Source organism: Streptomyces sp. R28, from assembly GCF_041052385.1.
Classification (GTDB): domain Bacteria; phylum Actinomycetota; class Actinomycetes; order Streptomycetales; family Streptomycetaceae; genus Streptomyces.
Window position 1 is genome coordinate 9133195 of record NZ_CP163439.1, and the last position, 13825, is coordinate 9147019.

General features: G+C 71.2%; 11 protein-coding genes. 3 read left to right on the top strand and 8 right to left on the bottom strand.

The features are described from left to right. Window positions 1–93: 93 nt before the first annotated feature. Window positions 94–1071: an Lrp/AsnC family transcriptional regulator gene (locus AB5J49_RS40120; protein WP_369173805.1), complete on the top strand. Its 978-nt coding sequence runs from the start codon at window positions 94–96 to the stop codon at window positions 1069–1071. Here the strand turns inward: AB5J49_RS40120 and AB5J49_RS40125 are convergent. Then, a complete protein-coding gene (locus tag AB5J49_RS40125; protein ID WP_369173806.1) occupies window positions 1068–1931 on the bottom strand; it encodes a LysR substrate-binding domain-containing protein in 864 nt (287 codons plus the stop codon). The two genes, AB5J49_RS40120 and AB5J49_RS40125, sit on opposite strands and share 4 nt — an antisense overlap. A gap of 193 nt (window positions 1932–2124) precedes the next feature. Between AB5J49_RS40125 and AB5J49_RS40130 the strand changes: the two genes are divergently transcribed. Next, a complete protein-coding gene (locus tag AB5J49_RS40130; protein ID WP_369173807.1) occupies window positions 2125–3150 on the top strand; it encodes a bile acid:sodium symporter family protein in 1026 nt (341 codons plus the stop codon). On the opposite strand, the gene AB5J49_RS40135 is transcribed toward AB5J49_RS40130, so the two are convergent. Both AB5J49_RS40135 and AB5J49_RS40140 read right to left on the bottom strand, forming a co-directional pair. Then, window positions 3086–4324, bottom strand: coding sequence for a DUF4185 domain-containing protein (locus AB5J49_RS40135; RefSeq protein WP_369173808.1), 1239 nt, complete (start codon window positions 4322–4324; stop codon window positions 3086–3088). The genes AB5J49_RS40130 and AB5J49_RS40135 overlap by 65 nt on opposite strands. A 19-nt stretch (window positions 4325–4343) precedes the next feature. Next, complete coding sequence (locus AB5J49_RS40140; protein ID WP_369173809.1) at window positions 4344–6224, bottom strand: exo-alpha-sialidase; 1881 nt, start codon at window positions 6222–6224, stop codon at window positions 4344–4346. Window positions 6225–6486: 262 nt separating this feature from the next. Here AB5J49_RS40140 and AB5J49_RS40145 point away from each other — a divergent pair, with 262 nt between their 5' ends. Next, window positions 6487–7014 carry an isochorismatase family protein gene (locus AB5J49_RS40145; protein WP_369173810.1) on the top strand — a complete coding sequence of 176 codons (528 nt, stop codon included), beginning with the start codon at window positions 6487–6489 and terminating at the stop codon, window positions 7012–7014. Between the two features lie 133 nt (window positions 7015–7147). Here the strand turns inward: AB5J49_RS40145 and fdhD are convergent, their stop codons facing one another. The 5 genes from fdhD to AB5J49_RS40170 are packed head-to-tail and all read right to left on the bottom strand — an operon-like array spanning window position 7148 to window position 13644. Further along, a complete protein-coding gene (gene fdhD / locus AB5J49_RS40150; protein ID WP_369173811.1) occupies window positions 7148–8011 on the bottom strand; it encodes a formate dehydrogenase accessory sulfurtransferase FdhD in 864 nt (287 codons plus the stop codon). 23 nt (window positions 8012–8034) lie between these two features. Continuing rightward, a complete protein-coding gene (locus tag AB5J49_RS40155; protein ID WP_369173812.1) occupies window positions 8035–8895 on the bottom strand; it encodes a 2Fe-2S iron-sulfur cluster-binding protein in 861 nt (286 codons plus the stop codon). Then, entirely contained in the window at window positions 8892–10715 is a 1824-nt protein-coding gene (locus AB5J49_RS40160) for an NAD(P)H-dependent oxidoreductase subunit E (RefSeq protein ID WP_369173813.1), read from the bottom strand. Before AB5J49_RS40160 ends, AB5J49_RS40155 begins: the two co-directional genes overlap by 4 nt. Window positions 10716–10720: 5 nt before the next feature. After that, window positions 10721–12676, bottom strand: coding sequence for a molybdopterin oxidoreductase family protein (locus AB5J49_RS40165; RefSeq protein WP_369173814.1), 1956 nt, complete (start codon window positions 12674–12676; stop codon window positions 10721–10723). Beyond that, window positions 12673–13644: a 2-dehydropantoate 2-reductase gene (locus AB5J49_RS40170; protein ID WP_369173815.1), complete on the bottom strand. Its 972-nt coding sequence runs from the start codon at window positions 13642–13644 to the stop codon at window positions 12673–12675. The genes AB5J49_RS40165 and AB5J49_RS40170 overlap by 4 nt, the downstream gene beginning before the upstream one ends. Between the last annotated feature and the right edge of the window lie 181 nt (window positions 13645–13825).

The following is a 13825-nucleotide window of genomic DNA, read 5'->3' on the forward strand; positions in this document are numbered from 1 at the left end:
TGCGTTGCTTCGGCCTCCGTACGATGGGTGGTGCGCGGCCGATCACGGCCGTACCGGGCGGCGAGCCGCCGGAATCCGATAGGAGAAGCCACCTTGGAGATGGAATCCGACACGTTCGACAAGCTGGACCTTCAGCTGCTGGACGCGTTGGAGGTGAACGGCCGGGCGTCCTTCGCCCGCCTCGGGGAGGTGCTCGGTGTCTCGGACCAGACGATCGCCCGCCGCTACCGCAGGCTGTGCGCCGAGGCCGGTCTGCGGGTGGTGGCCATCCGGGACGCCGAGCGCCTCGGCCAGGACCAGTGGACGCTACGGCTGCGCTGCGTGCCCGACAGCGCCTTGGTCATCGCGGAGGCGCTGGCCAAACGGACCGACACCAACTGGATCGGGATCGCCTCGGGCGGCACCGAGGTCATCTTCGGAACCCGGCCGCGCAGCCCCGGCGACCGCGACGACCTCCTGCTCGGCAAGCTGCCCCGCACCCCGCGCGTCCTGGAGATCCGGGCCCACCAGATGCTGCACCGCTTCTACGGCGGGCCGACCGGCTGGCTGCGCAAGTTCCGGGTGCTCACGGACGACCAGGTCGCGGCCCTGCGGCCCGAGACTCTCCCGGAACCGGGACCGGCCCGTATCGAGGCCGAGGACGAACCCCTGCTCGCCGCGCTGGAAGGCGACGGACGTGCCACCTACCCCGAACTCCAGCGCGCCACCGGCCGCTCGGAGTCCGCGGTGAAGCGCCGCCTCGCCGCACTGGTGGCGTCCGGAGCGGTGTACCTCGACGTGGAGTACCGGTCCGAGGCCATCGGCTACCCCTTCGCCGCCCACCTGTGGATCACCACCACCCCCGCCGCCCTGACCTCCGTCGGCGAGGCCCTCGCGGCCCACGACGAGATCGCCCACGCCGCGGCGACGGCCGGCCCCTGCAACATGGTCGCGACTGTGGTCGTCAGGAACTCGGCCGACCTGTACACCTACCTCAGCGGCCCCCTCGGCCGCCTGGAGGGCGTCCAGCTCGTGGAGGCGTCACCGTTCCTGCGGAGGGTGAAGCAGCTGACGTACCGGCGACGCCCTTAACGCCGGTGCAGCCGGTCGCCGCCCGCCAGGATCGCCGCCGCCAGTGCGTCCGCCGCGCCCTGTGCCGCCGTGCGGCGGTGGCCGTGGACCAGCACGAAATCGACCCGGCCCAGCTCCGGCAGCCCGGCCCGGTCGGGCACCCGCACCAGCCCCGGCGGGATCAGGCCCCGTGAGTGCGCCATCACGCCGAGACCGGCCCGCGCCGCCGCGACGAGGCCGTTGAGGCTGCCGCTCGTGCACACGATCCGCCACTCCCGCCCTTGCCGCTCCAGCGCCTCCAAGGCGAGCGTCCGCGTGATGCCCGGCGGCGGATAGACGATCAACGGCACCGGACGGTCCGGCTCCAGACGCAGCCGCTCCGCGCCGATCCACACCAGCCGGTCGTGCCAGACCAGCTCGCCCCGGGGATCCTCGGGGCGCCGCTTGGCGAGGACCAGGTCGAGCTTCCCGGCGGAGAGTTGCTCGTGCAGGGTGCCCGAGAGCTCGACCGTCAGTTCCAGGTCGACCTCCGGGTGGTCGTAGCGGAAGCCCTCCAGGATCTCCGGCAGGCGGGTCAGGACGAAGTCCTCGGACGCGCCGAAGCGGAGCCGGCCGCGCAGCCGGGTGCCGGCGAAGAACGCCGTCGCCTGCTCGTGCACCTCCAGGATCCGGCGGGCGAAGCCGAGCATCGCCTCGCCGTCCTCGGTCAGCTCCACGGAGTGCGTGTCCCGGGCGAACAACGGCCGCCCGGTGGCGTCCTCCAGACGCCGCACGTGCTGGCTCACGGTCGACTGGCGCAGGCCGAGGCGACGGGCCGCCTGGGTGAAGCTCAGCGTCTGGGCCACCGCGAGGAACGTACGCAGATGGGAGGGGTCGTACACGCTCCCACGCTACCCGCGGTTATCGCGGAACGTGATGACAGTCAGAGTGGTATGCCGGATTCCCGATCGCTGATCGCCGGAGGACGATGGAGAGGGCACGTCCGTGCCGGGAACCCGAAGTTCAGCGAAGCGACAGCCGAGTACGACAGCGAAGTAGTGGAGCACAGTGAAACGCCTGCAATGGCCGCGTTGGATGCCGATCGACCCGTACGTCCTGCTGCTGCTCGGGACCGTGGGCCTCGCGGCCCTCTTCCCGGCGCGCGGGACGGCCTCCGACGTGGCGTCCGGTGCCTCCACGGCCGCGATCGCCTTCCTCTTCTTCCTCTACGGCGCCCGGCTGTCCACCCGTGAGGCGATGGACGGGCTGAAGCACTGGCGACTCCATGTCACCGTCCTGGCCTGCACCTTCGTCGCCTTCCCGCTGCTGGGTCTGGCCGCCCGCGGCCTGGTCCCGGTGCTCCTGACGCACCCGCTCTACCAGGGCCTGCTCTTCCTCACCCTCGTCCCGTCGACCATCCAGTCCTCGATCGCCTTCACCTCGATGGCCCGCGGCAACGTGCCCGCCGCGATCTGCGCGGGCTCCTTCTCCTCCCTCGTCGGCATCGTCGTCACCCCGCTCCTCGCGGCGGCCGTGCTCGGCGGCAGCGCCGGCGGCTTCTCGGCCGACTCGGTGGTCAAGATCGTGCTGCAGCTGCTGGTGCCGTTCGTCGCCGGGCAGCTGCTGCGGCGCTGGATCGGCGGCTTCGTGGCCCGGCACAAGAAGGTCCTCGGGCTCGTCGACCGCGGCTCGATCCTGCTGGTCGTCTACACGGCGTTCAGCGCGGGCATGGTCCAGGGCATCTGGCACCAGGTGAGCCCGATACGGCTGGCCGGCCTGCTCGCCGTCGAGGCCGTACTGCTGGCCGTCATGCTCGCCCTGACCTGGTACGGCGCCAAGGCGCTGCGCTTCGACCGCGAGGACCGCATCGCGATCCAGTTCGCCGGCTCGAAGAAGTCCCTCGCCGCCGGCCTGCCCATGGCGAGCGTCCTGTTCGGGGCACACGCCTCGCTGGCCGTGCTGCCACTGATGCTCTTCCACCAGATGCAGCTGATGGTCTGCGCGGTCATCGCCAAGCGCCGGGCCCACGACGCCGACCTCGACGCTCCGGAGCCGGTCACCGCGTCGGCGCCAGCCGCAGCGTCACGAACCGCGGTCGGTACAGGGACACGTTCCGGTTGAGCTGCACCGCGGCGCCGCCCGTCTCCAGCCAGTTGACGTCGTAGCTGACCACGAGACGTCCGTCGCCGCTCAGCTCGGGGTGCGTCTGCGGGTTGTACGCGGCGACCTGGCCGCCCTGCGGCAGCGACGGGCTGAAGTCCTTCGTCGGCCCGTGCCACGGGCCGGTGGGGGAGCAGGCCCAGTACGACGTCACGGTCGTCAGCCCCTCGGTACCCGCGGCCATCGTGAACAGGACGTACGTCCCCCGCACCCGCGCCACCGAGAACGCGCTGCCGACCCCCTTGCGCTGCCCGTCCCCGAGCATCGCGCGCGGCCGGGCACCCCCGGCCCCGGCCCATGCGGAGCCGTTCCAGTACTGCCAGGCACCCGGCTCGGCCAGCCTGCCCTCGGGCACGCGCGCGACGTACGCGTGCGAGGCCGGCCGGGACGCGGCCTGGCCGTCGTCGCCCCCGAAGACGTACGTCCAGCCGCCCTCCTCGACCAGCGTCGTGCCGAACAGGACCCGTCGGGAGGGATCCGGCACCAGCTGCTGGTCGAGGACCTTGACGACCGACTCGACCCGCAGGTCGGGCAGCGCGAGCGTGGCGACCTCGGTGGCGGTGGGCACGCCGTAGATCCACGGGGACTGCCCGGCCGTGCGCACCCACAGCAGCACCCGCAGGACCTGCTCGGAGGAGCCGGGGGAGCGGGGCTCGACGCGAGCCGCCACCGGCCAGCGCCACTGGTTCGGGGCCGGGTCGGGGAAGAGCGGGGTGGGCAGGGTGCGCTCCAGGCGTCCGTCGCGCATGACGACCGCCGAGTTGCGCACCAGGGGAGCGGCCGTGTCCCGCCAGGTGTGGGACTCGCCGAACGGGTTGGGCGGGGCGTACACCTGGCCCAGGTAGGTGTCCGAGAACAGCCACAGCAGCCGGCCGTCCGGCAGCCGTACCGAGTGGGTGCCGTCGCCGCCGGTCCAGTCGTCGGTGCGGGAGGGGTCGTCGCCGTAGCGGGTGAACTCGGACGTGAGGTTGTCGTCGGCCTTCCAGGACGCGACCGAGCGCGGGGCACACGCGCCACCGCCCTCCCGTTCGCCGTCGTCCGGGAGGGCGGTGAGCAGCACGGCCCCGAGAACCAGGGCCAGCAGGAGTCCGAGGCCGGTTCCCGTGCGCTGTCGTGCTCGTGTGTCGTCGGGCACGCCCGGGACGTTAGTGGTCTCAGCGCACCTGGTCCATGGGCAGCCACAGGACGGTATCGGCAGCGGCCGCGCTCTTACGGGCGGTGACCTGGGACGCGGCGTTGATCTCCGCGTCGCCGAGTGCCCGGTTCCACACGTGGACGTCGTCGAGCGCCCCGGTGAGGAAGGCCCGGCTGTCCATGCGCTGGCCGACGTGCACGCCGAACGGCGAGTTCCGGCTGACCGAACCGGGCACGTCCGCGGTGCTGATCGCCGTACCGTCCAGGAAGAGCGTCAGCTGTCCTGAGCCGCGCCGCAGGGCGAGGTGGTGCCACTCGCCGTCGTTGTGGGCGTCGTTGGCCCACACGGACGCGGTGCGCACGGTCCCGAATCCCTGCCGTGTGGTGATGAGGGCGCGCACCCGGTCGTTGTCGGGCTCGCCGCGCAGCCAGACCTGGGGCTGGGTGGAGCCGATCCCGCCCATCCACAGGAACGGCTGCTCGCCGGCGGTGGCGGAATAGCGGAAGAACAACGAGACGGTGAATTCGCCGTCACCGAGCGGAAGCCGGGTCCGGTACGGCAGGCGTACGGCGTCGTCGTCGCCGTCGAACTCCACGGCGTCGCCGAACACTCCGTCCGTCGTCTCGGCGCCCCCGAGGACGGTGACGCGCGGCGCGCTCGGGGCGAGGTCGGGGGTGGTCGGGTCGGGGCCGCGGCGCGGTCCGAGCCAGGCCTCGTCGAAGCGGGCGAAGCGGATCTCGTCGCGTGCGTCGACGGCGCCGCCCTCGTACATCAGGCCCGCCGAGGACGCGTTGATGCCCACCATGTCGGAGTAGCCCGACCAGTCCGTCGTCACGACCTTGCCGCGGTCCACGCTGTCCCAGGTGGTGCCGCCGTTCCAGGACGACCGGATCATCATGGTCCGGCGGCGGTCGGGATCGCCCGGCGCGGACAGCAGGAGGCGATTGCCCAGGCGGAGTGTGGCGCCCTGGACCTGGGGCGTGTAGAGGTCGGGAATGTCCCGGAAGGGGCCGGTGAAGCTGTTCCCGCCGTCGCGGCTGTACGTCTGGGAGCGGTGGCCGAGGTCGGTGCCGTCCTGTTCCCGGCCGCTGATGAGGATCGTGCCGTCCGTGCGCTCGGTGAGGGTCACCTCGGACGGCTTCTGCCGGAAGGTGCCGTCGGCCGCGGTGATGGGCCAGGAGTCGGTGGCGCCGATCCGCCAGTGGTCGCCGCCGTCGTCGCTGACGATGAGGGCGGCGTGGTTGGCGGTGACCCGACTGCCGTCCCAGGTCTCGGTGTTGACGCCGAAGACGAGCCGCCCGGCGTGCTTGCCCCTGGTGAGCTGGATGCCGTGCACGGGGCCGGTGGCGTACCAGGAGTTCCAGTTCGCGGGCAGTATTTCGGCGCTGAGATCGCGCGGCTCGGACCAGGTACGGCCGTCGTCGTCGCTGTACTGGAGATGCGGGGTGCGCTTGCACGGTACGGAGCAACTGCCGCTGTCCGTCCGGCCCGTGTTGTACGTCTCCGCCAGCAGGATGCGGCCGGTCTCGCGGTCCACGATCGGTGCCGGGTTCCCGTGCGTGTCGCCGTCCCCCTCGTTGACGACCTGGAGCGGCCCCCAGGTGCGGCCACCGTCCGTCGAGCGCTTGAGCACGATGTCGATGTCGGCGGCGTCACCGCAGTTGAGCACCCGCCCCTCGGCGAACGCCAGCAGGGTGCCGTCCTTGGTCCTGACGACCGCCGGGATCCGGAAGCAGGCGTACCCGGGGTCCTGCGAGGCCTTGAAGAGCACCTGCTGCTCGAACAGCGGTGTCCGCGTGGTCGGTTGGGACGGCGCCGAACCCAAGGTCGCGGCCGTCGCCGTAGTGGCGACGGCCGCGACGAGGGCAGCTCTGAGACGTGCGCGAACTCTTGACGGCATGGTGCGGCCCGCCCTTCATCGTCTGGTCATGCATCCAGGCATCTGAACATTCGGACATCCCACGTCCAAAGTGCGCATCACAGACGTTAGTTGGGCTATCGCACACATCACAAGAACCGTGCACGTGTCACGTCCGGATGGAGTACTGCTTTCCCTCGGTTGCCCCCGCGCCTCGGTTGCCCCGCGCCTCGATCGCCGTGTGCCGAAGCGCGCAGTCGGCGGATCTCCGGTACGCAGAGCTGATGAAGGATAACGTTCCGTCATGACCGAACCCCTCGCGCTCGAAGGCGCACGCACCGCCCTTGTGCTCGTCGACCTGATGGACCGCATCGTCGCGTTGCCCCTGGAGCCCCGTAAGGGAACCGAAGTCCTCATGACGTGCGAGGAGTTGGCCGCCGCGTTCCGCTCGGCGGGGGCGACCGTCGTCCTCGTCCGCGTCGAACGCCCCTCAGTGGCCGAGCAGCCGCCCGGCAGCGGGCTGGTGGCGGGGCTGCTGAAGGAGGGCGACATCGAGATCGTGAAGCGTACGATCGGCGGATTCCAGGGCACGGGCCTGGACGACCGCCTGCGCGAACGGGGCGTCGCCACGCTGGTGTTCGGCGGCATCGCCACCAACCTCGGCGTCGAGTCCACCGCCCGCGCCGCCGGTGACCTCGGCTACGAGCTGGTCTTCGTCGAGGACGCGATGACGGCGTTCACGGCGGCGGAGCACGAGGCTTCGGTGCGGCTCGACTTCCCCAGGCTGGGTTCGGTGGCGCGTGCGTCGGACGTGCGCTTCACAGCCACCTGACCCGGCCGACGTGCTCTGGGCCCCGGCTGGAAGCGCCCATGGGCGACCGAGCAGTCGAACAGCGTGCCCCCTCGCGGCGCAGGGGGCGCTCCCCGCCGGTCGGGGGCCCCGCCGCCGTGTCGCGGGGAGCCGGTCAGGCCTGGGCGGCCGCGGACCGCAGAGCGAGCCGGTGTTCGCCCGCGTACACGTTCATGGAGCTGCCCCGCAGGAAACCCACCAGCGTCAGCCCCGTCTCCGCGGCCAGGTCCACCGCGAGGGACGAGGGCGCCGAGACCGCCGCCAGGACCGGGATACCGGCCATGACCGCCTTCTGCGCGAGCTCGAAGCTGGCCCGGCCGGAGACGAGAAGGACCGTGCGGGACAGGGGCAGGTCGCCGTTCTGCAGCGTGCGGCCGACCAGCTTGTCGACCGCGTTGTGCCGGCCCACGTCCTCCCGTATGTCGAGCAGCTCGCCGTCCTCGGTGAACAGGGCCGCCGCGTGCAGGCCCCCGGTCCGGTCGAAGACCTGCTGGGCCGCGCGCAGCCGGTCGGGGAGGCCCGCGAGCAGGTCGGGGTCGAGCCGGACCGGGGGAGTGTGGCCACCGTGTGTGTCGTCGATGGGCCAGCGGGCCGTCGTACGCACCGCGTCCAGCGACGCCTTGCCGCACAGCCCGCAGGACGACGTCGTGTAGACGTTGCGTTCGAGGGTGATGTCGGGAATCACCACCCCGGGGGCCGTCCTCACGTCCACCACGTTGTACGTGTTCGAGCCGTCCACCGTGGCGCCCGCGCAGTAGACGATGTTCTGCAGATCGCCCTGCTCCGCGAGCACCCCCTCGCTCACCAGGAACCCGGCGGCCAGCGCGAAGTCGTCGCCGGGCGTGCGCATGGTGATCGCCAGCGGCTTGCCGTTGAGCCGGATCTCCAGGGGTTCCTCGGCGACGAGTGTGTCCGGCCGGGTGGAGACGGCCCCGTCCCGAATGCGGATCACCTTGCGTCGTTCCGTGACTCGTCCCATGTTCCCGTCCCCACCAGTCCTGATCAGTCCCGGTTCTGTACGTGCTGGTAGCCGAAGCGGCCCTTGATGCACAGATTGCCGTGGGTCACCGGGTTGTCGTGCGGCGAGGTGACCTTCACGATCTCATTGTCCTGCACGTGCAAGGTGAGGTTGCAGCCCACTCCGCAGTACGCGCACACCGTGGTCGTCTCCGTCTGCGCCGACTCGTCCCAGGTACTCGCCGCCCGCATGTCGAACTCGGACTTGAAGGACAGGGCCCCGGTCGGGCACACCTCGATGCAGTTCCCGCAGTACACGCAGGCCGAGTCGGTCAGCGGAGCGTCCTGCTCGACCGCGATGCGTGCGTCGAAGCCGCGCCCGGTGACGGAGATCGCGAAGGTGTTCTGCCACTGGTCGCCGCAGGCGTCCACGCACTTGTAGCAGAGGATGCACTTGTCGTAGTCGCGCACGTACAGGTCGTTGTCGATCTTCGGTTCCTCGTTGAGGCGCGCCGCGCCCGGGCCGAAGCGGTCCGGCTTCGCCTCGTACTCCTTGATCCATTCGGCGACCTGCGGGGTCGTCGACATGTCGACCGACGAGGCGAGCAGTTCGAGGACGATCTTGCGGCTGTGCCGGGCACGCTCGGTGTCGGTCTTCACCTCCATGCCGGACTCGGCCTTGCGCGAGCAGGCCGGGACCAGGGTCCGGGACCCCTCGACCTCGACGACGCACACCCGGCACGCGTTCTTGGGCGTCAGGGTGTCGCCTTGGCACAGGGTCGGGATGTCCTTCCCCGCCGCTCGGCAGGCGTCGAGGATCGTGGAGCCCTCCGTCGTGCGCACGGGCTCCCCGTCGATGGTGAACTCCAGCAGCCGGCGCGGGATCCCCAGCGGTACCACGGTCATTCGTACGCCCCCAGACGGTCGATGGCGGATTCCACGGCGTTCCACGCGGTCTGCCCCAGACCGCAGATCGAGGCGTCCCGCATCGCGCGGCCGACCTCCCTGAGCAGGGCGATGTCATCGGCGGCCGCGGCACCCGTGCGCGCCACGATCCGGTGCAGTGCCTCCTCCTGCCGGACGGTCCCGACCCGGCACGGCACGCACTGTCCGCACGACTCGTCGCGGAAGAACTCGGCGATGCGCAGCAGCAGCCGCGGCAGCGGGACCGTGTCGTCGAAGGCCATGACCACGCCCGAGCCGAGCGTCGTGCCCGCCTCCCGCGTGCCCTCGAAGGTGAGCGGGATGTCCAGCTCGTCGGGCCGTACGAAGCCGCCCGCCGCACCGCCCAGCAGCACCGCCCGCAGCCGCTCCCGCACCCCGGCCAGCTCCAGCAGGTCGCCCAGTGTCGCCCCGAAGGGGAGCTCGTAGATACCGGGCCGCGCCACGCTCCCCGACACGCAGAACAGCTTCGGCCCGGTGGATTTCGCCGTGCCGGTCGCCGCGTACGCCGGTGCTCCCATGGTCAGGATCGGCAGTACGTTGACCAGTGTCTCCACGTTGTTCTCCACCGTCGGCTTGCCGAACAGGCCCTTCTCCACGGGGAACGGCGGCTTCGAGCGCGGCTCGCCCCGGTAGCCTTCGATCGAGTTGAAGAGAGCCGTCTCCTCACCGCAGATGTACGCTCCCGCGCCCCGTCGGATCTCGATGTCGAAGGCGTATCCCTGGCCGAGGACGTCGTCGCCGAGCAGTCCACGCGCGCGTGCCTGCGCGAGGGCGTGTTCCAGGCGGTGCAGGGCGCGTGGGTACTCGCCGCGCAGATACAGGTAGCCCTTGTGCGCGCCGGTCGCGTACGCCGCGATTGTCATCGCCTCGACCAGCGCGTACGGATCGCCCTCCATGATCACGCGGTCCTTGAAGGTGCCCGGCTCGGACTCGTCGGCGTTGCAGACGACGTAGTGCGGATGGTCGGGCTGCGACGCCGTGGCCTGCCATTTGCGGCCGGTGGGGAAGGCGGCGCCGCCGCGCCCGACCAGGCCGGAGTCGGTGACCTCGCGGATGACTCCGGCGGGACCGAGCTCGAAGGCCCGGCGCAGGGCGGTGTAGCCGCCGTGGGCGCGGTAGTCGTCCAGCGACCCGGGGTCGACGACTCCGACGCGCCGCAGCAGGGTCAGCGCGGGATCCCCCGCCTGCGGTACCGCCATCGCGGCCGGTGGCTCCTCGGGCGCCGAGTCCGGCGCGCTCGCGGCGAGGACCGCGTCGTGCACGGTCGCCGGCGCCGAGACCGCCGTACGCACCGGATCCCCCGCCTTGATCGCGAGCGCCGCCGGAGCGCGTTCGCACAGGCCCAGGCAGGGACTGCGCTCGACCGACACACCGCTGCCGAGGCCGAGCCGTGCCTCGACCCCGGCGCACAGCTCGCTCGCTCCGGCAGCCGCGCACGCGAGGTCCGTGCACACGTGGAGCACGGTCGCGGGGCGCGGCTTGACGGAGAACATGGCGTAGAAGGTGGCGACGCCGTACGCCTCCGACGGCGGTACGGTCAGCCGCCGGCACAGGTAGTTCAGGGCGCCCTCGCTGATCCAGCCGACCCGGTCGTTGATCGCGTGCAGCCCCGGCAACAGCAGGTCGCGGCGGTCCCGGGCCTCGCGTCCGCCGCGCGCCCACCTGAGGTCCGCGTCGGAGCGGTCGGCGCCCTCCCAGGAGGACTCCGGCGGGCCCAACAGGGCGTCGACGGCCGCCCGTTCGTCATCCGTCGGTTTGCTGTCGCCGAAGTGCAGGTCCACTTACGTCACCTCACGTTCGTCACTACGGTCACGACGGGGAGCTTCTCGATCCGGATCGCCGACGCCTTGAACTCCGCCGTCCCCGCGATCGGGCAGTTCGCCTCGATCGTCAGCTGGTTGGTGTCCACCTCGTCGGGAAAGTGCATGGTCATGAAGGCCAGCCCGGGCCGCAGCGCGGTGTCGATCCACACCGGCGCGACGACCGACCCGCGCCGCGAACTCACCCGGACCTCCTCGCCGACCACGACCCCGTACCGCTCGGCGTCCTCCGGGCACAGCTCGACGAACTCGCCGCGGCGCAGCGGGGAGGCGAAACTCCCGCTCTGCACACCGGTGTTGTAGGAGTCGAGCCGCCGTCCGGTGGTGAGCCGGATCGGGTACTCCTCGTCGGTGAGGTCGACCGGCGGATCGTGCTGGACGATCCCGAAGGGCGCCGGCATCCCGCGCTTCGCCGGATCCTTCTCCCACAACCGGCCGTGCAGGTAGGTCGGTTCGAGCCCGTCGGTGGTCGGGCACGGCCACTGGATGCCCTGGTGCTCCGCCAGGCGTTCGTACGTCATCCCGTAGTGGTCCGGCGAGACGGACCTGAGCTCGTTCCACACCGCCTCGGCGTCGGCGTACTTCCACTCGTGGCCGAGCCGGGCCGCCAGCTCGCAGATGATGTCGATGTCCTCGCGCGCCTCGCCGGGCGGCGTGACGGCCCGTCGCACCCGCTGAACCCGCCGCTCGCTGTTGGTGGTCGTGCCGTCGGTCTCCGCCCACCCGGCGGTCGCGGGGAGGATGACGTCGGCCAGCTGTGCCGTCTTCGTGAGGAAGATGTCCTGGACGACGAGGAAGTCCAGCTGCCGCATGCGCCGTACGGCCTGCTCGCTGTCGGCCTCCGACTGCGCCGGGTTCTCGCCGATGCAGTAGACGGCCTTGAGCGTGCCCTCCTCCATCGCCTCGAACATCTCGGTGAGGTTGAGCCCGTAGTGCGGCTGGATGACGGTGTCCCAGGCCGACTCGAACTTCAGGCGGGAGCCGGGGTCGAGGATGTCCTGGAAGCCGGGCAGACGGTTGGGGATCGCGCCCATGTCGCCGCCGCCCTGCACGTTGTTCTGGCCGCGCAGGGGCTGGAGCCCCGAGCCGTAGCGCCCCACGTGCCCCGTCAGCAGGGAGAGGTTGATCAGTGCGCGGACGTTGTCGGTGCCGTTGTGGTGCTCGGTGATGCCGAGGGTCCAGCACAGCTGGGCGCGCTCGGCGCGGGCGTAGGCGTGCGCCAACTCCCGTATGGCGGCGGCCGGTACGCCCGTCACCTTCTCGGCGAGGGACAGCGTCCACGGCTCGACCAGCGCCTTGTACTCCTCGAAGCCGCTCGTCGCCCGCTCGATGAACGCCTCGTTCGCGAGGCCCGCGTGGATGATCTCGCGGCCGATCGCGTGCGCCATCGGGATGTCGGTGCCGACGTTCAGCCCGAGCCAGCTCTCCGCCCACTCGGCGGTGGAGGTGCGGCGCGGGTCGACGGCGTACATCCGGGCGCCGTTCCTGATCCCCTTCAGTACGTGCTGGAAGAAGATCGGATGCGCGAAGCGGGCGTTGGAACCCCACATCACGATGACGTCGGTGTGCTCGATCTCCTCGTACGACGAGGTGCCCCCGCCCGAGCCGAAGGCCGCCGAAAGGCCCGCCACGCTCGGGGCGTGGCAGGTGCGGTTGCAGGAGTCGACGTTGTTGGTGCCCATCACGACGCGGGCGAACTTCTGGGCGACGTAGTTCATCTCGTTGGTCGCGCGGGCGCAGGAGAACATGCCGAACGCGCCGCGGGCCGCCGCCAGTCCGTGGGCGGCACGGTCCAGTGCCTCCTCCCAGCTCGCCGGCCGGAAGGGCTCGTCGCGGGAGTCCCGGACGAGGGGACGGGTGAGCCGGGTGTAGGTCTTCGGGGTCCGGTCGCGTTTCCTCGTGCGGCGTTCGTCAGATTTCATGCGGCGCTCCTCAGCGCGAGCAGGTCCGAGATGGCGTGCACGGTGCGCAGGGTGGGCACCGGCACGCCGGTGATCTCCGCCAACTCGACGACGGCCGCGAGGAGTACGTCGAGTTCGAGCGGCTTGCCGCGCTCCAGGTCCTGGAGCGTGGAGGTGCGGTGGTCGCCGACCCGCTCCGCGCCCGCGAGCCGGCGCTCGATGGACACACCGACCTCGCAGCCGAGGGCCTCGGCGACCGAGAGCGTCTCGGTCATCATGATCTCGATGACCTTGCGGGTGCCGCCGTGCAGGCACATCTGCCGCATGGTGGCGCGGGCCAGCGCGCTGATCGGGTTGAAGGAGATGTTGCCGAGCAGTTTGAGCCAGATGTCGTTGCGCAGGTCGGGCTCCACCGGGCACTTGAGGCCGCCGGCGACCATGGCCTCGCTGAGCGCGAGACAGCGCCCGGAGACGCTGCGGTCGGGCTCGCCGACGGAGAACCGGGTGCCTTCCAAGTGCCGTACGACGCCCGGCCCTTCGAGCTCGGTGGCCGCGTATACGACACAGCCGACGGCCCGTTCGGGCGCGAGCGCCGCACTGACCGCGCCGTCCGGGTCCACACTCTCGACGCGGTGGCCGTCGTGCGGACCACCGTGCCGGTGGAAGTACCACCAGGGGATGCCGTTCTGGGCCGCGACGACCGCCGTGGTGTCGTGCAGAAGGGGCTCGATGAGCGGCCCGCACGCCGCGTACGAGTTGGCCTTCAGGCCCAGGAAGACGTAGTCGACCGGGCCGATGTCGGCCGGGTCGTCGGTCGCGTGTGCGCGGGCGGTGAAGTCGCCGCGCGGGCTGAGCACCCGCACCCCGTGCTGCCTCATGGCCGCCAGATGCGGTCCACGGGCGATGAGGTGCACGTCGGCGCCGGCGCGATGCAGTGCGGCTCCGACGTAGGCGCCGATCGCACCGGCGCCGAGGACTGCAACTTTCACTTCGGAACGCTCCGTTCGGTCGAGGGAGTACCGCGGAGGTGGCTGGGAAGCGCCGACTGGCCGGGAAGCTGCTGCCGAATCCTGTCGACGGAATATTGTCTACAGTATGGATGAAGGGTCAGCAAGGGTTCGCGCACAGCGTTCGACACGGCGTTCCCCACGGCCTTCCCCACGGCCTTCC

Bases quoted from the DNA above. Each gene is read 5' to 3' on its own strand.
- AB5J49_RS40130 (WP_369173807.1), top strand. From the start codon at position 2,125: ATGCCGATCGACCCGTACGTCCTGCTGCTGCTCGGGACCGTGGGCCTC.
- AB5J49_RS40165 (WP_369173814.1), bottom strand. From the start codon at position 12,676: ATGAAATCTGACGAACGCCGCACGAGGAAACGCGACCGGACCCCGAAG.
- AB5J49_RS40140 (WP_369173809.1), bottom strand. From the start codon at position 6,224: ATGCCGTCAAGAGTTCGCGCACGTCTCAGAGCTGCCCTCGTCGCGGCC.
- AB5J49_RS40145 (WP_369173810.1), top strand. From the start codon at position 6,487: ATGACCGAACCCCTCGCGCTCGAAGGCGCACGCACCGCCCTTGTGCTC.
- AB5J49_RS40155 (WP_369173812.1), bottom strand. From the start codon at position 8,895: ATGACCGTGGTACCGCTGGGGATCCCGCGCCGGCTGCTGGAGTTCACC.
- fdhD (WP_369173811.1), bottom strand. From the start codon at position 8,011: ATGGGACGAGTCACGGAACGACGCAAGGTGATCCGCATTCGGGACGGG.